The organism is Arthrobacter sp. UCD-GKA (assembly GCF_001863355.1).
Taxonomy (GTDB): domain Bacteria; phylum Actinomycetota; class Actinomycetes; order Actinomycetales; family Micrococcaceae; genus Paeniglutamicibacter.
In genome coordinates this window covers 214,477-235,317 of sequence record NZ_MOLR01000007.1, presented here as the reverse complement: position 1 = coordinate 235,317, position 20,841 = coordinate 214,477, and the positions used below count along the sequence as shown (strand labels likewise).

The following is a 20,841-nucleotide window of genomic DNA, read 5'->3' as shown; positions in this document are numbered from 1 at the left end:
CACGTTCGTCGCCCTCGTGCAGGAAGTATTCCCCGTCCAGCAGGTGGATGTCTTCCACGGCCCCGGCCAGGTGGCCCAGCACCTCCGGGGGCAGCGGGGCGAAGGTCTTGACCGTGCGCAGTTCGTCGATGCCGATCATCGCGGTCCGGCCCCGGGCTCGATTCGGGGCGCTGAAGTCGCGGGCGTTGCGTGCTGCGGGAACCTGCTCATGTGCCGAATCTATGCCCGCCAAGATGCGGGGTCAATGGATGGGTGGGCGTCGCGTCCTGCCGTGTGCCTTTGGCACCCGACCCACCCTTGGGCACCTGCTGCCTGGGTGCCGGGGGGCGGGATTCCTCGGCAGTCGAAACGTGGCCGCGGGCCTTGTGTCGTGCCGGGGAAGCCGGGCATTTCGGCAGGCCGGCGACTGGCCTGATATCCAGGTCGGCTAAATTGCCCCGGGCGGTTCTCCGCTTGCCCACCGCGCCGAGGCCACATCGAAGCGGAGGAAGCACCCACCGAGGACGGTTGGCCGGTGACGGCCGAATCGCGATCCGCGGGATGAAGGGCTCAGCTCCGTTGGGGCTTGGCGCGGAAGTGGCCCGGCACGAGTTTTTCGCCCCGGTAGTGCGGGCCAATCCAGATTCGATCGCCCGTGGTCGGGCCCGTCACGGACCGGGTCCCTTTCCCCGGGGCGAGGTCGATCACGGTCGGTTCCGCACCAGCGTTAAGCTCCTGGACCCGTCCACGGTTTGCGCCCTCGAACGCCAGCTTCATCGATTCGACCTCATCCGATTCGGCGCCGAGCGCCAATGCATCCTGTGCCCAGTGTGAAACGGCTGCGTTGATTGCACGAAGCCGATCCACGGCCGCGGCACGTGTGAGCCGGAAAGAGTCCAGGTGGTCAACGAGCTCCAGGACATTTCGGTCAGACACATCCCCGTCGGGAACCAACGGCGTTTCGGATGTCCCGCTTCTCATGGGGTTGACGTCGAAGGAGGGAGACAGGCGCCAACCGCTCTCGTGCCGCAGCAGGCCATGGTTGCGCATGTGGTCGTCGATGTTGTTGACCATGGCCCCGAATGCGGCCCTGCTGAACATTTCGTTGGCATCCGCGGTCGGCGACGCGGATATCAGGGCGATTTCCCGTGCCAGCCTGACATAGTTGGGATGCTCGTAGGTATCCAGTTGAAGCGCTGTCCTGGCACTCATGTAGGGGATCCTGGTTTCCCCCACTCGGTCGAACCGCTCGGTGAGGAATATCTGGCTGTGGGAATTCAGCCGCATCAGCCGGGATGGCTGTACCCGGATGCCGGCCCGTTGCTGCAGCACCATTGCAACCATTTCCCAGAGTTGGACGTTGCCCCGGTCCGATGTCTTGGGAAACTTGGCCAGCAGCATCGTTCCGTCATCATCGCGAATCCAGGCCTTTGGCTGGGCACCTCCAGGAGAGGAACCGGCGCCGATGAGCAAGCTGTTTCGCTCGTCAATGACGCCGGTTTCCTCGTAGGTCCTTGCTTCGGYGGCCAATTCCGTGACATCACGGATCCCCGCCGATTCACCCCAGGTGGAAAGGAAGTTTCCGTTCTCGCGAAACCGCAGTGCCCCCTGCCTGGTCTTGTCGTTGACCATGAGCAGCCTTGAGACCGCGGTGTTGCTTGGCATGGGGGTTTTCGTGGCTCTTGCCCGAAGCCTGGCCTGTTCATGCAGCAGCCGCTGCCCCCATGCATCCGGGGCGGCGTCCATGAACGAACCAAAGATCTCCCGCCCCATGGTGGGCCGCTGTTCGCCTCGGAGCAACGGCAATTCCGGAGAGATTTCGAAGGAGGACCCCTCCCCGAGCCAGGCATCGGCGTAGCTGAACGTGATGTGTTCCAGCGGCGAATGGCGTTCGGATTCCACCTCCATGGTGCCGGCCTTGGTGTCGTTGACAAGGACGTCGATGGTTCGAATTTCCCTGCGGGAACGAGAAGCCATCAGTTCCTCCTGGGAGCTCGTTGGCGGCTGAGCATGTAGGCCCGCGCTCGACCCAGATCCGTATTCAGCGGGTCGACCGCCGCATCGATCCGGTCACTGACGCCAAGCACCTTGGCGACCGTCAGGAAGTTTTCCAATTTGCCGCCCGTCCCCTGCTCCAGCTTGATCAAGGTGGAACGGGAGATGTTGGCCCGTTCGGCGACCAGCTCCTGGGAAAGCCCCAGGATGATGCGCCAATCGCGCAGGTGCACACCGAGCCGTTCCATTTCCATCATCTCGTCCACCTAACGTAGCTATTGACCAACTCTAGCATTAATAGCGTCTACATATAGCTACATTATCCCGCTATTTCAACTGCCCTGCAGGGATGCAGTGCAGGGCCGTGCTTCCTCCAGGACGCCGCACGGACTGGGAAACCAGAAGGGGCGGAGCTTCCGGAAGAACCGGAGGCGCCGCCCCTGTGGGATGGGAACCGAAGACTAGTGGGTGTCCTCGGCCTCGATCTCGGTCTTGTCGCCGCTCCACTGGGTGTGGAACGAGCCTTCAACGTCGACGCGGTTGTAGGTGTGCGCGCCGAAGAGGTCGCGCAGGCCCTGGGTCAGCGCTGCAGGCAGGCGCTTGCGGCGCAGGCCGTCGTAGTAGGCCAGCGAGGAGGAGAACACCGGCACCGGCACGCCGAGCTGCACGGCGGTGGAGACCACGCGGCGCCAGGCCGGAAGCGCGGCGGCGATGGCCTCGGAGAAGGCGGGGGCGAAGAGCAGGTTGGCCGGCTTTTCGTCGGCGGCGTAGGCCTTGGTGATGTCGGCCAGCAGCGCGGCGCGGATGATGCAGCCCTCGCGCCACAGCGAGGCGATCTCGTCGAGCTTCAGGTCCCAGTTGTATTCCTTGCCCGCGGAGGTGAGCATGTCCAGGCCCTGGGCGTAGGAGACCAGCTTGGAGGCGAAGAGCGCCTGGCGCACGTCCTCGACGAAGTTTTCGCCCAGTTCCACGGCGATCTCGTGCCCGGCCAGGACCTCCTGGCCGATGGCACGCTGGCCGCGCTGCGAGGACAGGCCGCGGGCGAACACGGACTCGGCGATGGCCGAGGTCGGGGAGCCGAGGTCCAGGGCGGACTGCACGGTCCAGCGGCCGGTGCCCTTCTGGCCGGCGGAGTCGACGATGACATCGACCAGCGGCTTGCCGGTCTTGGCGTCGACGTGGGCCAGGACCTCTGCGGTGATCTCGATGAGGAAGGAGGCCAGCTCGCCCTTGTTCCATTCGGTGAAGATCTCGGCCTGGGCTGCGGGCTCGATGCCGGCGCCGCTGCGCAGCAGGTCGTAGGCCTCGCCGATGACCTGCATGTCGGCGTATTCGATGCCGTTGTGGACCATCTTCACGAAGTGCCCGGCACCGTCGGTGGAGATCCAGGCGCAGCACGGGGCGCCGTCGATGGCCTTGGCGGAGATCTTTTCGAGCATCGGGCCCAGCGCGTCGTAGGACTGCTTCGAGCCGCCGGGCATGATCGAGGGGCCCAGCAGGGCGCCCTCCTCGCCGCCGGAGACGCCGACGCCCACGAAGTGCAGGCCCTTTTCGGCCAGCGCGGCCTCGCGGCGGCGGGTGTCCACGAAATTGGAGTTGCCGCCGTCGATGATGATGTCGCCCTCTTCGAGCAGCGGCACCAGGGAGTCGATGACCGAGTCGACCGGGCCGCCGGCCTTGACCATGATCAGCACGCGGCGGGGAACCTCGAGGCTCGCGACCAGTTCCTCCATGGTCTCGGTGCGGATGAAATCGCCCTCGTCGCCGTGGGCTGCCAGCAGGGCGTCGGTCTTGGCGACCGAGCGGTTGTGCAGTGCGACTTTGTCCGGTGCATCCATTGCCAGACGAACACGCGCCGTTGCCATAAGTTGCCCCGGAAACGCGCGCTTTCGTCCGTGGTCACACGGGCGTTTGGGGACCGGAATACCGATAAGGTTGATTCATGCCCAAGTCTTTGCACCAACGCGCGATTGAACACGTCGGAAGCCGCATCGTCGACGGTTCCATCCCCGCCGGCGAAGTGATCCTGGCCGCAGAGCTGGAAAGCGAACTGGGTGTCTCGCGTTCGGTGATCCGCGAGGCGGTCCGCGTGCTGGCTTCGGCCGGGCTGGTGGTCTCCACCAAGCGTGTCGGGATCCGGGTGCTGGGCCCCGAGGACTGGAACCCCTTTGACCCGCTGGTGATCCGCTGGCGGCTGGCCGGGGGCGGCCAGGGGGCGCAATTGCGGTCGCTGACCGAGCTGCGAGTCGCCGTCGAGCCCATGGCCGCGGAACTTGCCGCGGAACACGCGCCGGCGGAATTCTGCGGCGAGCTGCTGAACCTGGCGGCCCGGATGCGCCATGCCGGACGTTCCGGGGACCTGGACTCGTTCCTGGAACTGGATATCCGCTTCCACGCGATGGTGCTGGCCGCCTCGGGCAACGAGATGTTCGCGAACCTGGCCAATCCGATCGCCGAGACGCTGCGCGGGCGCACCGAACTGGGATTGATGCCCGAGCGTCCGCATGAGGAGGCCCTCGCCTGGCACCAGGCGGTGGCAGATGCGATCTCGGCCCACGAACCGCACCTGGCGCGGGAGTCCATGGAATTGATCATGCGCCGCACCAACCAGGAGATCTGCGGGGTCTGGGCGCACGCCCCGCGCCTCTTCCCGCAACCGCGCGCCTAGTCCGCCAGCCGTTCCAGGTGCGCGGGCCGCGGCCCGCGCACCTGCGGGAATCAATGTCCGCGCGGGGATGAGAAACCGGGGGCGCCGGAGCTATGCTGGGGCCATGTCCAGGTTCCCTGAGCCGTGCCGGAACTGCGCCCGCCGGGTGCCTGGCATTCCGTGCCCCGCACCGGATCCGGCCGTTCCGCATCCCCCGCACCGAGTCCCCGACTCCGGGTGCGGGCCCTGGCGCCAGCGGCGCGTCTCGCTTGCGGCATCCGGTTCGGTCGGCGGAGGGACACGAACGTGAGCACCGTTGCCGCAATGGTCGTCGAGGCGCTGGCCCGCCTGGGCGTGCAGACCGTATGGGGCGTGGTGGGCGACGCCCTGAATCCCCTGACCGACGCGATCCGCACCCACGGGGGAATCGAATGGATCGGGGTGCGGCACGAGGAGGTCGCAGCCTTTGCCGCAGGCGCCCAGGCCCAGCTGACCGGGACTTTGGGGGTGTGCGCGGGAACCGTCGGACCCGGTTCACTCCACCTGCTCAACGGCCTCTACGACGCCAAGAAGTCCCATGCGCCGGTGCTGGCGATCTGCGGACAGGTGCCCAGCGGGGAAATCGGGTCCGACTTCTTCCAGGAGGTCAACAACGACGTGGTCTTCGCCGACGTGGCGCTGTTCGCGCACACCGTGACCTCGGTGGCGCAAATGCCGTACCTGCTGGAGCAGGCTGTCAACGCCGCGCTGGCCGGCCGCGGCGTCGCGGTGCTGAGCATCCCCGGGGACATCGGCGGCGCGGCGCTGCCCCGGGAGGCGCTCCCGCGGTTCGTGGACGTCGCGGCTCCCGTTGCCCCGCACCCTCAGCTGCTGGGAACCATTGCCAAGGAACTGAACAAGGCGCGCCGCATCACGATGCTGGTGGGCGCCGGCGCACGCGGCGCGCGGGAGCTGGTGCTGGACACCGCGCGGAAGCTCGCCTCACCGATGGTGCTCACGCTCAAGGCCAAGGAGGGGCTGGAGGATGCAAACGTGTTCCAGGTGGGCCAGGCCGGGCTGATCGGCAACCCGGCGGCCGCCCACGCGCTGGAACGCTGCGAGGTGCTCTTGATGGTGGGCACCGATTTCCCGTACCGGGATTCCTACCCGTCGGGCAAGGTGGTCATCCAGATCGATGCGGCCGGTGCGCACATCGGGCGGCGCACGGCCGTGGACGTGGGGGTCGTCGGCGATGCCGGGCTCGCCCTGGCGGGGTTGCTGCCGCTGCTGGACACCAAGACCGACCAGAGCCACGTGCTCGATGCCCGCACCCGCTACCTGGCCTGGACCAAGCGGCACCTGTCGCTGGCGGACCCGGAGCACGACGCGCACCTCACCGGGAGGGTGCGGGCCATCGCGGACAACCCGGGCCACGCGATCCGGCCCGAGGCGGTCGCCGCCGCGATCGACCGGCTCGCCGGAGACGACACCGTCTTCACCTCGGACACCGGCATGTCCACGGTTTGGCTGGCACGCTTCGTGACGATGCGCGGAACCCGGCGGCTGCTGGGGTCCTACAACCTGGGCTCGATGGCCAACGCCATGCCGCAGGCGCTGGGGGCCAGCGCGCTGGACCGCACCCGCCAGGTGGTGGCCTTCTGCGGGGACGGCGGGCTGAGCATGCTGATGGGAGACTTGCTCACCGCCGTGGCCTACGGCTTGCCGGTGAAGCTGGTGGTGTTCAACAACGGCCGGCTGGGCATGGTGAAGCTGGAGCAGGAGCAGGCCGGGCTGCCGGAATTCGGCACGGTGCTGGCGAACCCCGACCTGGCCGAGGTGGGACGGGCCTGCGGACTGCACGGCATCCGGGTGCAGGATCCGGGCGGACTGGAGGCGGCGATCTCCGAGGCGCTGGCGCACGAGGGGCCGGTGCTGCTGGATGTGGTGACAAACCCTGACGAGGTCTCGATCCCTCCGGACACCACGATCGGCCAGGCGTTGGGGTACGCGAGCGCCAGACTCAAGGAGTCCCGGGCTCACCGACCCGGTGCCTGAACGGGATCGAACCCGGCGGGAAAACGGCGAAGGCGCCGTCCCGGTCCCCCAACGAGGGGAACCGGGACGGCGCCTTGCGTGTCGTGCAGCTGCCTTCCGGATGGTGGCCGGAGGGCTTAGCCTTCGGCGGTGAAGCGCAGCAGCACCTTGCCGGATTCCGCGGAGTTCCTTGCCACGGCGAAGGCCTCCAGCGCATCGTCGACGCCGAACTCGTGGGTGACGACGGCCGAGACTTCGAGGGTGCCGTCGGCCAGCGCTGCAAGCACGTCATCGATCTCGTCGTTGAACCGGAAGGAACCGACGAGCTCGAGCTCGCGGGTGATCGCCAGGGAGATCAGCGCGGGCTGTTCCCCGGAGGGCAGCAGCCCGACCATCACGATGCGCCCGCCGCGCACCGCGCCGCGGACGGCCGAGGCCAGGCCGTGGTGGTTGCCGCTGGCCTCGATGACCACGTCGGCTTCCACCGCGGCGATGGCGTCCACGTCGTCGGCCTTCAGGGTCGCGGTCGCACCGGCGGCCGCGGCAATTTCCAGGGGACGATCGAACATGTCAACCGCGATGATCTCGGCGGCGCCCGCGCGCTTGAGCACCGCGACGGCCAGCGCGCCGATGGGCCCGGCGCCGATGACCATGACGCGCTTTCCGGCGACCTCCCCGGCGCGGGCCACGGCGTGCCAGGCCACCGCCGCGGGTTCGGCCAGCGCGGCATCGCGCAGCGAGAGCCCGGCGGGCAATGCGCGCAGCATCCGCGCCGGCAGGTTCACGGTGGTGGCAAACGCGCCCTCGGTGTGCGGGTAGCGGGCCGCTGAGCCCAGGTAGGTGCAGCCCGGGGACAGGTTGGGCCGCTCCTGCGGGTAGCGTGCCCCGGTGCCGCCGGGGGTGGCCGGGTGCACGGCCACCATGGTGCCCGCGGCCGGTCCGGTGCCGTCGGCCGCGGCCGCCGTGACGGTGCCGACGATCTCGTGGCCCAGGACCATGGGTGCCTTGAGGATGGATTCCCCCGCCGCCCCGTGGCTCCAGTAGTGCAGGTCCGAGCCGCAGATCCCGCCGTAGGCGATGGCGATCTGCGCCTCGTGCGCCGCGGGTGTCGCGACCTCGATGGCCTCGACGCGCAGGTCGTTTGCCGCGTGGGCGACAACGGCCGTGGCGGTGGTGGTGTTAGACGACAACTGTCATTCCTCCGTCGATGAAGATGGTCTGGCCGTTGACGTAGTCCGAGCCGTCCGAGGCCAGCCACACGGCCGGCCCGGCCAGGTCGGCCACGGTGCCCCAGCGCCCGGCCGGGGTGCGGCCCAGGATCCAGGAGTTGAACTTTTCGTCGTCGACCAGGTTCTGGGTCATTTCGGTGTGGATGTAGCCCGGGGCGATGCCGTTGACCTGCAGCCCGGCCCCCGCCCACTCGGCGGTCATCGCGCGGGTGAGGTTGCGCAGCCCGCCCTTGGCCGCGGTGTAGGCGGCAATGGTGGGACGGGCCAGGTCGGTCTGCACCGAGCAGATGTTGATGATCTTGCCCGCCCCGCGCTGGAGCATGCCCCGGGCCGCTTCGCGGCCCACCAGGAACGCGCTGGTCAGGTTGGTGTCCAGCACGCGCTGCCAGTCGGCGACCTCGAGCTCCAGCAGCGGGACCCGGTGCTGGATGCCGGCGTTGTTCACCAGGATGCGGATCGGGCCGACCTCGGCCTCGATCGCGGCGATGCCGCCGGCCACCGCCTCGGCGTCGGTCACGTCGAACGCGTAGGAGAAGATGCGTTCCTGCCCAAAGCGTTCGGCGAACTCGGCGGCGGTTGCCGCCAGGGTCTCGGCATTGCGCCCGTGCAGCACGATGGTCGCGCCGGCATCCGCCAGGCCCGCGGCAAGTTCCTTGCCGATGCCGCGCGAGGAACCGGTGACCAGAGCGATGCGGCCGGTGAGGTCAAAGAGGTTGCTGCCCATGAATCTTCCTTTGCTGGTGTGCGAGTCGTACGCAGGTGGAGTCTGCCTAGAAGGCCGCGGCGACGGCGTAGATCAGGTACGCGATGGCGAAGCCGATGACACCGACCAGTGCCTGTCCGACGGTCCAGACCTTCAGCGTGGTCTTGACGTCCATGCCGAAGAAGCGGGAGACCAGCCAGAAGCCGGAGTCGTTGACGTGCCCGGCGAACACGGAACCGGCGGCCAGGGCGAGCACGATGGCCACGACCTCAATCTGGTTCAGGTCGGCGTTGCCCACCACAACGGGCTGGATGATGGCCGCGGCCGTGGTCAGGGCGACGGTGGCCGAGCCCTGGGCGACGCGCACCACGGCGGCGATGATGAAGCCGGCGACGATGATCGGCAGGCCCAGGGCGTCAAGCGAGTCGGCGACGGCATCGCCGATGCCGCTGGCGCGCAGCACAGCCCCGAACATGCCGCCGGCGCCGGTGATCAGGATGATCGAGCAGACCGGGCCCAGGGCCGAGTCGACCACTGTCTCGATGAGCGTCTTGTCCTTGTTCTGTTTGTATCCCAGCAGGTACATGCCCAGCAGCACGGTGATGAGCAGGGCAATGGGGGTTTCGCCGACCAGGCGCAGGATCTGGACCCACTGGGCGCCCTTGTCCACGATCCCGGCCGAGGCCAGGGTGTTCAGTCCGGTGTTCATGAAGATCAGGATCAGCGGCAGCAGCAGCAGGGTCACCACGGTGCCCAGCTTCGGCTTGGAGGCGAAGTCGTGCTGTTCCTGTTCGGTGCCGGCGAGGATGTCGGGGATGGCGATGTTGAACTTGCGGCCCACGTACTTGCCGTAGAGGTGGCCGGCGAAGTACCAGGTCGGCAGCGCGACGACGAGGCCCAGCAGCAGGACCAGGCCGACGTTGGCCTCGAGCAGGCCGGAAGCGGCAACCGGGCCCGGGTGCGGCGGCACGAAGATGTGCATGACCGAGAAGGCGGTGGCTGCCGGGAAGGCGTAGCCCAGGAAGGAGCCGCCCAGGCGGCGTGCCACGGTGAAGATGATCGGCAGCATGACCACCAGGCCGGCGTCGAAGAATATCGGGAATCCGAAGAGCAGCGAGGCGATGGACAGCGCCAGCGGTGCGCGCTTCTCCCCGAACTTGTTGATCAGGGCGTTGGTCAGCACCTCGGCACCGCCGCTGGTCTCGAGCATGCGCCCGAGCATGGCGCCCAGGCCCACGAGCAGGGCCACGGAGGCCAACGTTCCGCCGAAGCCGCCGGTCAGGGTCGGTATCACCGAGGCCACCGGGATCCCGGTGGCGACGGCGGTCAACAGCGAGATGACAACCAGCGCCACGAAGGCGTGGATGCGCCATTTGATAATGAACAGAAGCAGCAGCAGGATCGCGCCCACGGCGATGGAGAGGAGCGCGGGGGTGCCCAGCGTCCAGTTCATGACTAACTCGTCGGTCATCATTGTCCTTCGGAGGTGTAAGTGGTCTCGGGTGGTGGGATGGAACCGGATGGTTCCGGGGGTGCTACGGGGTGTTCAGGGTCCTGGCCACCTGGGCCACGATTTCCTCGGGGGTGAGACTGACATCGACTTCGATGGCGGCCTCGTCCGGTTCGAGGGCTTCGAGGGTGCTCAGCTGCGAGGCCAGCAACGTCGGGGGCATGTATTCGTGGCTGCGTTCATCCAGGCGGTGCTGGATGAGATCGGCCGTGCCGCGCAGGTGGATGAAGACGGTGGACGGCTCGTGGCCGCGCAACAGGTCGCGGTAACTGCGCTTGAGTGCCGAGCAGGCGATGACGGCCGGCGTTCCGCCCTGGACGCTTTCGGAGAGTTCGTCTCCGATGGTTGCGAGCCAAGGCGTGCGGTCGCCGTCGTTGAGCGGATGCCCTGCAGCCATCTTTTCCTTGTTGGATGCGGGGTGCAGGTCGTCTCCATCGATGAACGCCGAACCGAGCTTCTCGGCCAGCAAGCGCCCCACCGTGGATTTTCCGCATCCGGAAACGCCCATAACGATCATGGGCGGGTAGGCAGGGCTGTTCATCGTCACTCCATCGTGGAACCAGGCTAATGTCGGACATAACTACGTGATGCTCGACATAAATATGATTTATACAGACTAGGACGCGCACGGCCGGGGTGTCAACAGGGGGCATTGATCCAATCTTTCTAACAACCTCGGCAACCCCCGGATCGCCGTCACCGCGCGAAATCCGCGGTGCCCGCTCACCGATTCGACGCAGCCTTCCGGGCCGATTTGCAGCAGTTCCCAGCCAGCACCAAGGTTCTGTTCCTAGCGTGGTTAGGGTTCACGCAAGATCAACGAAGGGAAAACCCGCCATGGGACTCGGAGACAAGATCAGCAACAAGGCACAGGAAGTAGCCGGCGAGGCCAAGGAAAAGCTTGGCGACGCCACGAACAACGAGCAGCTGCAGGCCCAGGGCCTCAAGGACCAGGCCGCGGCAAAGGCCAAGCAGGCCGGGGAACACGTCAAGGACGCAGCCAAGGACATCACCGGCGGCTAGACCCCGGCACCAACCAGCCGAAGCGCCCCAACCCCCGCATGGGGGGTTGGGGCGCTTCCCTGTCCAGCCTCCCCTCGCACGAGGCCAAGACGCAGCCCTCCTGTGGCGGGCCCTTCCCGCCTGGCGTGGTCCGCGCAGCACGGCACGGACACCGGGTCACGGGAGGAACGCGTCCCGGCCAACGAAGCCTGGCCGGAACGGGGCCAGGTGCCGTGGCTCCCCCGCCGAACCACGTCAAATCTGGTTTCCAGCCCGCAGAAGTTCCGCGGCGTACTCGTCGAGGACAGCAAGGAACCCGTCGTGCTGCCACACACGGTTTCGCTCGTATCCCGAACGCTCCACGACAACACCGGCATCCTGGAGCTGGGCCAGCGCACACATGGCGCTGGTTTGCGCTGTCCCCACTAGCCCGGTGACCAGCTCCGTGTTCATGACAGGGTGAGAGACCAGTTGCGGCAGCAGCGCCCACGCCATGGCCTGTGGGCGCAGGCCGGCCAGCGACTCCCTGGCGGCGCCCAGCTCCAGCCCCAGCTTGTCGATCAGTCCGGCGCCCGAGTGCGCCGCGAATCTCGGAGCGGCTGCAAACTGCTCGGAAATCGGGCCGAGCATGGCAGAGGACGTACCCAACCGATCCCGGGCGTGGTTGTCGAAAAACGCACCAATGCCGATACCGCATCCTCGACGTCTGCCGCCGGCAGCGCGGGAACTTCGAGCTGGAGGTTGGCGATCTTCGGCGGGACCGCCGATTCGTACGGCCCGGATCCACGGGCAAGCTGCGCCCGCGAGTTCATTTCGTCCTGCTCGGCAAACCACTGATGGGTTTCAACGCTGATTGGCGGCACCCGCAATGAAACTGCTGGCATGATCCGCACATACCTACAGTTATCGTGAAGCTGTAAGCATGAAGTCGGCTTACTGGCGGTTCCGGCTGAAATGAGACGCAAAAAAGCTCCGGGTCCTGGAATCTCTTCCATGACGCGGAGCTTTTTATTGGTGGGCCCTACCGGGATCGAACCGATSACATTCACGGTGTAAACGTGACGCTCTACCAGCTGAGCTAAAGGCCCCGAAACAACAACTTTCTTCGGAAGATTTCCGTTCCAGTGCGTTGCAACAAGTAGATAATCTAATACACACATCCCTGACTTGGCAAATCGCCGGCGCGTGCCCGTCCCGGAGCACGCAAAGTTGCACCGGCGCCCGCGCCGGGTCGCCGGGCCCGCGTCGTCGGCAGGTCCCCAAGGACCACCTGCCAACGACGCAAGGCCTGGCTGGCTAGGCCTGCTTGTAGCGCTTGCGCACGAAGTACAGGCCCACGAGGGAAATCACGGCAATTGCCATGTAGTAGAGACTCGGCGCATTCAACGACCCGGTGACGCTGAGCAGCCACGTCAGCACGAGCGGGGCGATGCCGCCAAGCAGCGTCACCCCGACGTTGTAGGTCACGGCCAGGCCGGTGCCGCGGATGGCCGCCGGGAATAGCGAAGACAGCAGCGCCGGCAACGGGCCGAAGTAGAAGGCCATGATCACACCCAGCAGGCCAATGACCAGGATCAGCATCGGGACCGTTGGCTTGGTGACCATCAGCTGGAACAACGGCCAGGCCAGCAGCAGTGCGCCGATCGCGGCATAGGTCATGACCCTGGCCGGACCGATCCGGTCGGCCAGGTGCCCCACGTACGGCACGCCGACCAGCACGACCAACCCGGCCACGACGCCGCCCAGGAACGCGGCGGTGGCGGGGATGCCCAGGTTCTTCACGGCAAAGGTCGGCATGTACAGGATCATGTACACCGAGATGGTTGCCACCCCGATGACCGCCGAACCTGCCAGCAGGCGGCCGTAGTGGTGCACAAACAGGTCCTTCAGCGGGGTCTTGGTCTTCTCTCCCTTGGTGAACTCCTCGGTCTCGTCGAGCTTGGCCCGGATGTACAGGCCCACCGGACCGATCAGCAGGCCCACGAAGAACGGCACCCTCCAGCCCCAGCTGTACAGCGCCTCCTCGGAGAGCCACTGGGTCAACCCGTAGCCGAAGGCCGAGGCCAGCAGCATCGAGGCGCCCTGCGCGGCGACCTGCCACGAGGCATAGAAGGCCTTCTTGTGCGGGGCCGTTTCGATCAAGAAGGCGGTTGCCGTGCCGAACTCGCCGCCGGCCGAGAAGCCCTGGACCAAACGGGAAACCAGGATGATCACCGCACCCCACACCCCGACCTGGGCATAAGTCGGCGCGACCGCCATGATCAGCGTGCCGACCATCATCAGCATCAGGGTCAGCGTCAGGGCATTCTTCCGGCCCTTGCGGTCCGCGAAGCTGCCCAGCACCATGCCGCCCAGCGGGCGGATCACGTAGGAGATCGCGAAGGTGGCAAAGGTCAGCAGCAACGCGATCGTGCCGTCCGACTCCGGGAAGAAGTTCTCGGCAATAACGACGGCGAAGGTCGCGTAGACGATGATGTCGAACCATTCCAGGGCGGCACCGATCGAACTGCTGATCACCGCCTTCTTGGCGGCAGCGAGCTGCTGCGGGGTGGCGGCTAATGTCTCAGCCATGGGTTTCTCCTTGGGGGTGGATGTGGCACCGTGAAGTCGCGGTGCGAATCAGGCGCTCAGTTCGGTGATGAGGTTCTCGATGAAGGCCTCGCACGCGGCGATCTGTTCGAGTTCGATGTATTCGTCCGGGGCGTGGGCCTGGGCGATGTCGCCGGGGCCGCAGACCACGGTGGGGATGCCTGCATTGAAGAACAATCCGGCCTCGGTGCCGTAGGTGGCCTTGTCGGGGCTGGGCGTGCCGCCCAGTTTGGCCGACAGGGCCACGATTCCCGCATCTTCCGGGGTGTCCAGGCCGGGGGTCTGTGCCAGCACCGTGAAGTCCACGCGGGCGGCCGGGTTCTGCTGCTGCAGTTCCCCTTCGATGCGCTTGGCCTCGGCGCGGTAGCGTTCGATCAAGGCGCCCGGGTCATCGGCACCGATCGAGCGGAACTCGAAGTGCAGGGTGCAACCGGCCGGGATGGTGTTGACCGCGATGCCGCCGGAGATCTTGTTCACCGTAGTGGTCGTGTACGGGACGATGAAGGCCTCGTCGAAGGGACCGTCCTGCTTGAAGCCCCGCGCCAGGGAGTCGACGAAGCCGGTGAATTCGGCCGCGGCGGAAATCGCGTTGACGCCCTGGGTGGTCAGCGAGGAGTGTGCCGCGACGCCGTGGAAGTCCACGCGGATCACGTTGACCGACTTGTGGCCGCGGACCACGCGCATGCTGGTCGGCTCCCCCACGATGCACCCGCGCGGGGCCAGGCCCGCCTCGGTGATGGCGGCAACCAGGTCCACGGCGCCGAGGCAGCCGACCTCCTCGTCGTAGGAGAAGGCCAGGTGGATCGGCTCGTTCAGCTTGGCTGCCGCGATCGAATCGAGCTTGGCCATGATCACCGCAACGAAGGACTTCATGTCGCAGGTGCCGCGTGCGTACAGCTTGCCGTCGCGGACCTCGGGGGTGAACGGATCGCTGCTCCAGTCCTGCCCGTCGACAGGCACGACGTCGGTGTGCCCGGAGAGCACGATGCCGCCGGTCCGGGTGCCGTCGGCGGCCGGGATGGTGGCCAGCAGGTTTGCTTTGTCGCCCTCGGCGTTGTGCACCAGGGTCGAGGCGATGCCCAGGGCTTCGAGCCGTCCCACGACGTAGTCGATCAGCGGAAGATTGGTGTCGCGGCTCGTGGTGTCGAAGCCGATCAGCTTCGTGATCTCGGCCATGGTCGATGCGCTGGGTGCTTGTGGCACTGCTACTCCTCGTGTTCGTGGCGGAGGCCCGGTTGCCAAGGGGAAAACTGAAATGGGCCGCAAAAAGTCTCTCATCGCTAGCGGTCGGGCCCTTGAACGATGAATGTGCAACGTAACAACCAACACCGATTTGGAGCACCTGACCACTTTATTGTAATGAGGATCACCAATTTTGCCCCCTGGCTCCGTGCCGTGCGCCGTCCGGCGTGGGACGACGCGGACAGCCGTGGCCCACGAAGGTCCGTCGTCACAGGGACCGCTGCGCCGATCGACCGCCCTGCAGGGATGCCGGAGTCCCAATGCAAGGGCGGATCCCTCCGGGTTGGCCCTTCGCGCGCGGCAGCCAGTCCAATGGATCAATATCTAGGGGTTCCGGGGTCGGGTCGTTTGCCTCGCGAGCAGGGGCAATTCAGCGCCCCGCCGCCTGCACGTAGCCGTCCGCGCCCCGAAAATCCGCGCGGACGGAGTCAACCCGACGCCAGAGCTCTTCCTCGACAAGGTGTTGCGGTTGCTTGGCTGCAAGCCTTGCCAGGTTCGCAAGTTCGTCTGCGGCTTCGTTCAAGGGGTGGCCCACATGGCCCCTGACGTATTGGAATTCCACCTCGGCTTCCACAGACGACCAGGCCTGCAGGAAGCGGGCACGTGCATCGTCGCTGATCCCGCAATAACCAGGTTTCGGCACCAGGTTCGCCGCAAGCGTTCGCGCCATTTTGAGGGCATCCTTGCTGTCACTGAGCACCATCGCATGATGGGTTGAAACACCGCACAGCATTTCCATGGCCAGGATGACAGCCTCGAATTCCATCTGTCCGATCTTGGTGTCGCTGTGCCACGACCGGATGCACACGTCCCCGCGGTTGCTGACTACGCCCACTCCGCTGGCCCCTTGCGGATCCAGGGACGCATCGGCGGCCAACACCATTTGGTTCGTGTTCGTGCCACTGACATCCAGGTATTCGGGCCACCAGTAATGTTTCTCGGTCGCCGGGTGCTGAGGGACCGGTTCGGCCGTCCTCAGTGCCGCGCGTTGCTCCGGGCGCAAGAGTCCAGCACGGATGGCGTCTTGGCTTTGCCGCTGGCTTTTGTGCGCCATCTCCGGAATCAGGATGCCCACGGCACGGTTTCGAGGGTCCAAGCCGCGGGTGACGGGCGTTCCGGTTTCATGCAACCGAGCAGCAACGCCACCGCGTTTGCTGGGGACTGCCAACCAGGCTGGAGCCCCGGCATCGCAGACCACCCGATGGATGTCGGCCAGGATTTCGTCCATGGGCCGCGGATTCTTGGTTTCGCCATGGTGGATCCGAGCGCCGGTGCGGATGTCGTGGGCGACCACGATCCAGCGCACCAGGCTTTTCTTTTCCCAGCTGTTGGACCACGAGGCAAAGGCGACATGAACCAACGCATCCAGAAGCTTGTCGTTCGGTTCGCGCGGAACGGCGGCGCGGTTGTATTCGCGCTTAAGGATGTCCCCACTGGCGAGGGCAAGCACATTTTCCATGTGACCAGTCTGCGCGCCGCTACCGACACTTAGTCGCGGCGTCCACTGTTGCCCGACAGTGCGCCGAAGGCACAGAAACTGATACCCGCCTCGATCCAGGAAGGGTCCTGGGTCACGGGGCGGGCATCTATTGGTGGGCCCTACCGGGATCGAACCGATGACATTCACGGTGTAAACGTGACGCTCTACCAGCTGAGCTAAAGGCCCTTGGCACTACTGAATTCTTTTGGTTGACGTTCCGCCGGAAGTGTTCGTGACAAGAATATGACTGTTGGCAATGTACCCGCCCGAGCTGTCGAAATAGACGCAAAGATTCTTCGACAACAATTAGGTGAGTAGGTCCATCGCCTCTCGGTAGCGCGCGATGGCGCGCGCCTGATGGATAGGTGAACTAAAGGAATCCACCACGCGTCCCTCTGCGATGAGGAACGTGTGCCGCGTTGCCGCGCCGGACTCGAAGTTGAATGCGCCGTAGCTGCTTGCTACGGCACCGTGTGGCCAGAAGTCGGCCAGCAGATCAAACCCGAATCGGGCTTGGTCCGCATAGGTGCGCAGTGCGTACTTGTGATCCACCGAGACACCCATGATGCGGGTGTTTCGTGCGGCAAATTCTTCGCGCACTTCTTCCAGTTCTTCCAGTTCCGACCCGCAGACCGCGGAGAACGCGAACGGATAGAAAACCAGGAAGTAGGCCTGCTCCCCCAAGGATCGGGACTCGATGAGTTCACCGTGTTGGTTGGGAAGGGCGAAGCCCGGGGCCGTTTGACCGGCCCGCGGCGGCGAGGAGGGACTCCCCGTCGCCGTTTGAGATGGTTCCACAGCGCTAGTTCTTGCGGCGCGCAACAAGTCGAGTGGCCGACCAATCCTCGGAAACACCCTCGGTGTTGGTCACGTGGAGGCCCGCGGTGGGTGCATCGGCCTGGATCGAGGCAGGTGAAACGTATCCGTCTCGACCCGACTTCGGGGTCAAGAGCCATACGACGCCCTTTTCATCCAGGCTGACCAGCGAATCGACCAGGGCATCAATCAAATCCCCGTCGTCATCGCGCCACCAGTAGATGATTCCGTCGACTACCTCGTGGTCTTCCTCTGTCAGTAGTTCGGAACCCACTGCGTCCTCAAGGGAATCGCGCAGATCAAAGTCCACATCGTCGTCGTACCCGAGTTCCTGAATCAGGTCCCCGTCTTTGAAGCCCATTTTCTGTGCGGCTTCGTGCTTTGCCGGTGCGGCGTCGCTCACGTCACTCCTCCTGCTGCTGTAAAGCGTCTGGTAACAACCAAACACCCTTTTGGCCTTCCCATCAAGCGCAAAGCCTTCAACACGCYGAAATAGTGACGACTTCGACCCGCATTCGGCTCTCGGCACATTCGCCGTGTAACTTCAAAAGGTCGCATGTGTTTAGCCCGGATACGTTTTGGGTCGGCATGCGCATTAGAGTGTAATCGGCGGTCCGCGACCAACCACCCTTGGGGAACGGGCCAAACCTTTGGCGCTAGCAACGCCACTGTGGGTTGGAGATGCTTACTTGCGCCCAATGCACAGTCCCCGCTGTACCCCCATAACGAGGAGAAGATGGACGTGGCTGTAGAGGAACATATTTCTCACATCCGTAGCGGCTTGACCAGCCAGTTGCCCGATCGGGATCCGGAGGAGACCGCCGAATGGATTGAGTCCTTCGACGATCTGGTCGAAACGCAGGGCACCGAGCGTGCCCAGTACATTGTTCGTTCACTGCTACAGCGCGCAGGCGCCAAGAGTGTGGGCGTCCCCATGGTTACCACCACGGACTACGTGAACACGATTCCGGTGGACCAGGAACCAGAGTTCCCGGGTGACGAGCAGATTGAACGACGCTACCGAGCTTTCATGCGCTGGAACGCCGCGGTCATGGTGCACCGCGGGCAGCGCCCGGGCGTCGGAGTGGGCGGACACATCTCCACCTACGCCGGTGCCGCAACCCTTTATGAAGTGGGCTTCAACCACTTCTTCCGCGGCAAGAGCCACCCAGGCGGAGGCGACCAGGTCTTCTTCCAGGGCCACGCCTCCCCCGGAATGTATGCCCGCGCGTTCCTCGAAGGACGCCTGAGCGAAGAGGACATGGACGGCTTCCGCCAGGAGAAGTCCCGCAAGGGCCATGCCCTGCCGTCGTACCCGCACCCGCACTCGTTGCCGGACTTCTGGGAATTCCCCACCGTGTCCATGGGCATCGGCCCGATGAACGCCATATACCAGGCGCAGTCGAACCGCTACCTGCAGAACCGCGGCATCAAGGACACCTCGGACCAGCACGTCTGGGCCTTCCTGGGCGACGGCGAGATGGACGAGCCCGAATCGCGCGGCCTGCTCCAGCTGGCTGCCAACGAGAAGCTAGACAACCTCACGTTTGTGGTCAACTGCAACCTGCAGCGCCTCGACGGCCCGGTTCGCGGCAACGGCAAGATCATGCAGGAACTTGAGGCATTCTTCCGCGGTGCGGGCTGGAACGTCATCAAGGTTGTCTGGGGCCGCGAGTGGGATGCCCTGCTCGACAAGGACGAAGACAACTCGCTGGTCGACATCATGAACCAGACCCCGGACGGCGACTACCAGACCTACAAGGCCGAAAACGGCGCCTTCGTCCGCGAGCACTTCTTYGGAAAGTCCCCGCAGACCAAGGAAATGGTTTCGGACCTCACCGACGAGCAGATTTGGAACCTGAAGCGGGGCGGCCACGACTACCACAAGGTCTACGCGGCCTACAAGGCAGCCACCGAGTTCAAGGGCAAGCCGACGGTCATCCTGACCAAGACGGTCAAGGGCTACGGCCTGGGCCCGCACTTCGAGGCGCGCAACGCGACGCACCAGATGAAGAAGATGACGCTGGCAGACCTCAAGGCCTTCCGCGACCACCTGCGCATCCCGATCACCGACGAGCAGCTCGAAGCCGACCCGTACCTGCCGCCGTACTACCGTCCGACGCAGGATTCTGCCGAGTACAAGTACATGATGGAACGCCGCAACGAGCTCGGCGGCCCCGTGCCGTCGCGTCGCACCAAGTCCAAGGAGATCCACCTCCCCGAGGACAAGGCCTACGACACTGCCTCCCGCGGTTCGGGCAAGCAGCAGGCGGCCACCACCATGGCCTTCGTGCGCCTGCTCAAGGACCTGATGCGCGACAAGGAATTCGGCAAGCGTGTCGTCCCGATCGTGCCCGACGAGTCGCGCACCTTCGGCATGGATGCCTTCTTCCCGACCGCCAAGATCTACAACCCGGCCGGACAGAACTACCTCTCTGTTGACCGCGAACTGGTTCTTGCCTACAAGGAATCCCCTGCCGGGCAGCTGATCCACCCGGGCATCAACGAGGCCGGCGCCGTCGCGGCGTTCACCGCAGCGGGCACCGCCTACGCCACCCACGACGAGCCGTTGATCCCGATCTACGTGTTCTACTCGATGTTCGGCTTCCAGCGCACGGGCGATGCCTTCTGGGCAGCCGGTGACCAGATGACCCGCGGGTTCATCATGGGCGCCACCGCCGGTCGCACCACGCTGACCGGCGAGGGCCTGCAGCACGCGGACGGGCACTCCCCGATCCTTGCCTCCACCAACCCGGCCGTGGTCACCTACGATCCGGCGTACGGCTACGAGATCGGCCACATCGTCAAGGCCGGCCTCGAGCGCATGTACGGCGGCAAGCACGAGGACCCGAACGTGATGTACTACATCACGATCTACAACGAGCCCTACCAGCAGCCCAAGGAGCCGGAGAACCTCGACGTCGCCGGAATCCTCGGCGGCATCTACCAGGTCTCCCCGGCGACCGTCGACGGACCGCGTGCCCAGCTGCTCGCCTCCGGTGTGGCTGTCCCGTGGACCATCGATGCCCAGCGCATGCTCGCCGAGGACTGGGGCGTGTCGGCCGATGTCTGGTCCGTCACCTCCTGGAACGAGTTGCGCCGCGACGGCCTGGAGTGCGAGGAGCAGTCGTTCCTCGACCCGAGCGCCGAGCCGCGTGTGCCGTTCGTTGCCCAGCAGCTGGCCGGTGCCACCGGCCCGGTCGTTGCGGTCTCGGATTACATGAAGGCAGTGCCTGACCAGATCCGCCAGTTCGTGCCCAACGAATTCGCCACCCTGGGCGCCGACGGGTTCGGTTTCTCCGACACCCGCGCCGCGGCACGTCGCTTCTTCAAGATCGACGCGCACTCGGTGGTTGTTCGCACGCTGCAGATGCTGGCCAAGCGCGGGGAGGTCGACGCCTCGGTGCCGGCAGCCGCCTTTGCCAAGTACAAGCTCGACGACGTGACCGCCGGCACCAGCGGCAACGCGGGCGGCGACGCCTAGTTTCCCGCGGCACGTGAGCACCGGCGGTGGCGCGGCTCCCCCTTGGCGGGGAGCCGCGCCACCGCTTTTTTACGTGCATTTGCCGGCTTCGGCACCCGATCTCGCGGCTGTGCCGCTTCGCGGCCTGGTTGTGCGAAGCCTACAAAATAGTT

At 65.7% G+C, this 20,841-nt stretch carries 17 protein-coding genes, 2 tRNA genes and 2 pseudogenes; 4 read left to right on the top strand and 17 right to left on the bottom strand.

The window, feature by feature from the left end; genetic code table 11:
* The 5 genes and pseudogenes from BLJ79_RS22960 to gnd form a co-directional block, all read right to left on the bottom strand.
* A partial coding sequence (locus BLJ79_RS22960; protein ID WP_139194880.1) for a hypothetical protein occupies nucleotides 1–232 on the bottom strand: 232 nt, incomplete at its 3' end.
* A 317-nt stretch (nucleotides 233–549) separates the two neighbouring features.
* Nucleotides 550–1,611 carry a type II toxin-antitoxin system HipA family toxin gene (locus BLJ79_RS14165; protein WP_286135421.1) on the bottom strand — a complete coding sequence of 354 codons (1,062 nt, stop codon included), beginning with the start codon at nucleotides 1,609–1,611 and terminating at the stop codon, nucleotides 550–552.
* A gap of 63 nt (nucleotides 1,612–1,674) precedes the next feature.
* Nucleotides 1,675–1,956 (bottom strand): annotated as a pseudogene (locus BLJ79_RS23940) (HipA N-terminal domain-containing protein); the annotation flags it as partial.
* Nucleotides 1,956–2,231, bottom strand: coding sequence for a helix-turn-helix domain-containing protein (locus BLJ79_RS14160; protein WP_071215402.1), 276 nt, complete (start codon nucleotides 2,229–2,231; stop codon nucleotides 1,956–1,958). The pseudogene BLJ79_RS23940 and the gene BLJ79_RS14160, both read right to left, overlap by 1 nt.
* A 204-nt stretch (nucleotides 2,232–2,435) precedes the next feature.
* Nucleotides 2,436–3,794 (bottom strand): annotated as a pseudogene (gnd, locus tag BLJ79_RS14155) (NADP-dependent phosphogluconate dehydrogenase); the annotation flags it as partial.
* 122 nt (nucleotides 3,795–3,916) lie between these two features.
* On the opposite strand from gnd, the gene BLJ79_RS14150 reads away from it, so the two are divergent.
* Both BLJ79_RS14150 and BLJ79_RS14145 read left to right on the top strand, forming a co-directional pair.
* A complete protein-coding gene (locus tag BLJ79_RS14150) occupies nucleotides 3,917–4,642 on the top strand; it encodes a FadR/GntR family transcriptional regulator (RefSeq protein ID WP_071215400.1) in 726 nt (241 codons plus the stop codon).
* 285 nt (nucleotides 4,643–4,927) lie between these two features.
* Nucleotides 4,928–6,655: a thiamine pyrophosphate-dependent enzyme gene (locus BLJ79_RS14145; RefSeq protein ID WP_217641912.1), complete on the top strand. Its 1,728-nt coding sequence runs from the start codon at nucleotides 4,928–4,930 to the stop codon at nucleotides 6,653–6,655.
* A gap of 116 nt (nucleotides 6,656–6,771) precedes the next feature.
* Here the strand turns inward: BLJ79_RS14145 and BLJ79_RS14140 are convergent, their stop codons facing one another.
* The 4 genes from BLJ79_RS14140 to BLJ79_RS14125 form a co-directional block, all read right to left on the bottom strand.
* The gene (locus tag BLJ79_RS14140) at nucleotides 6,772–7,824 is read right to left on the bottom strand and encodes an L-idonate 5-dehydrogenase (protein ID WP_071215399.1); all 1,053 of its coding nucleotides are present in this window, start codon (nucleotides 7,822–7,824) and stop codon (nucleotides 6,772–6,774) included.
* A complete protein-coding gene (locus BLJ79_RS14135; protein WP_071215398.1) occupies nucleotides 7,814–8,587 on the bottom strand; it encodes an SDR family oxidoreductase in 774 nt (257 codons plus the stop codon). Before BLJ79_RS14135 ends, BLJ79_RS14140 begins: the two co-directional genes overlap by 11 nt.
* 46 nt (nucleotides 8,588–8,633) lie before the next feature.
* Entirely contained in the window at nucleotides 8,634–10,037 is a 1,404-nt protein-coding gene (locus BLJ79_RS14130; RefSeq protein ID WP_217641910.1) for a GntP family permease, read from the bottom strand.
* Nucleotides 10,038–10,101: 64 nt separating this feature from the next.
* Entirely contained in the window at nucleotides 10,102–10,617 is a 516-nt protein-coding gene (locus BLJ79_RS14125) for a gluconokinase (protein WP_071215396.1), read from the bottom strand.
* Between the two features lie 296 nt (nucleotides 10,618–10,913).
* Here BLJ79_RS14125 and BLJ79_RS14120 point away from each other — a divergent pair, with 296 nt between their 5' ends.
* Nucleotides 10,914–11,099, top strand: coding sequence for a CsbD family protein (locus BLJ79_RS14120; protein WP_071215395.1), 186 nt, complete (start codon nucleotides 10,914–10,916; stop codon nucleotides 11,097–11,099).
* 234 nt (nucleotides 11,100–11,333) lie between these two features.
* Here the strand turns inward: BLJ79_RS14120 and BLJ79_RS14115 are convergent, their stop codons facing one another.
* The 8 genes from BLJ79_RS14115 to BLJ79_RS14080 all read right to left on the bottom strand — a co-directional run bounded on the left by BLJ79_RS14115 (nucleotide 11,334) and on the right by BLJ79_RS14080 (nucleotide 17,566).
* Nucleotides 11,334–11,708 (bottom strand): hypothetical protein, encoded by a 375-nt coding sequence (locus BLJ79_RS14115; RefSeq protein WP_071215394.1) that lies wholly within the window; start codon nucleotides 11,706–11,708, stop codon nucleotides 11,334–11,336.
* Between the two features lie 382 nt (nucleotides 11,709–12,090).
* Nucleotides 12,091–12,166: transfer RNA gene (locus BLJ79_RS14110), tRNA-Val, on the bottom strand.
* A 208-nt stretch (nucleotides 12,167–12,374) separates the two neighbouring features.
* Nucleotides 12,375–13,649, bottom strand: coding sequence for an MFS transporter (locus tag BLJ79_RS14105; RefSeq protein ID WP_071215393.1), 1,275 nt, complete (start codon nucleotides 13,647–13,649; stop codon nucleotides 12,375–12,377).
* A 48-nt stretch (nucleotides 13,650–13,697) separates the two neighbouring features.
* A complete protein-coding gene (gene argE, locus BLJ79_RS14100) occupies nucleotides 13,698–14,870 on the bottom strand; it encodes an acetylornithine deacetylase (protein ID WP_286135420.1) in 1,173 nt (390 codons plus the stop codon).
* A gap of 409 nt (nucleotides 14,871–15,279) precedes the next feature.
* A complete protein-coding gene (locus BLJ79_RS14095; RefSeq protein ID WP_083411308.1) occupies nucleotides 15,280–16,368 on the bottom strand; it encodes a ribonuclease HI in 1,089 nt (362 codons plus the stop codon).
* Nucleotides 16,369–16,499: 131 nt separating this feature from the next.
* Nucleotides 16,500–16,575: transfer RNA gene (locus BLJ79_RS14090), tRNA-Val, on the bottom strand.
* Between the two features lie 120 nt (nucleotides 16,576–16,695).
* Nucleotides 16,696–17,187: a redoxin domain-containing protein gene (locus tag BLJ79_RS14085; RefSeq protein WP_071215390.1), complete on the bottom strand. Its 492-nt coding sequence runs from the start codon at nucleotides 17,185–17,187 to the stop codon at nucleotides 16,696–16,698.
* Between the two features lie 4 nt (nucleotides 17,188–17,191).
* Complete coding sequence (locus BLJ79_RS14080) at nucleotides 17,192–17,566, bottom strand: DUF3052 domain-containing protein (RefSeq protein ID WP_139194884.1); 375 nt, start codon at nucleotides 17,564–17,566, stop codon at nucleotides 17,192–17,194.
* A gap of 375 nt (nucleotides 17,567–17,941) precedes the next feature.
* Here BLJ79_RS14080 and aceE point away from each other — a divergent pair, with 375 nt between their 5' ends.
* On the top strand, nucleotides 17,942–20,689 hold the full coding sequence (aceE, locus tag BLJ79_RS14075; protein WP_139194879.1) for a pyruvate dehydrogenase (acetyl-transferring), homodimeric type: 2,748 nt from the start codon (nucleotides 17,942–17,944) through the stop codon (nucleotides 20,687–20,689).
* Nucleotides 20,690–20,841 lie beyond the last annotated feature (152 nt).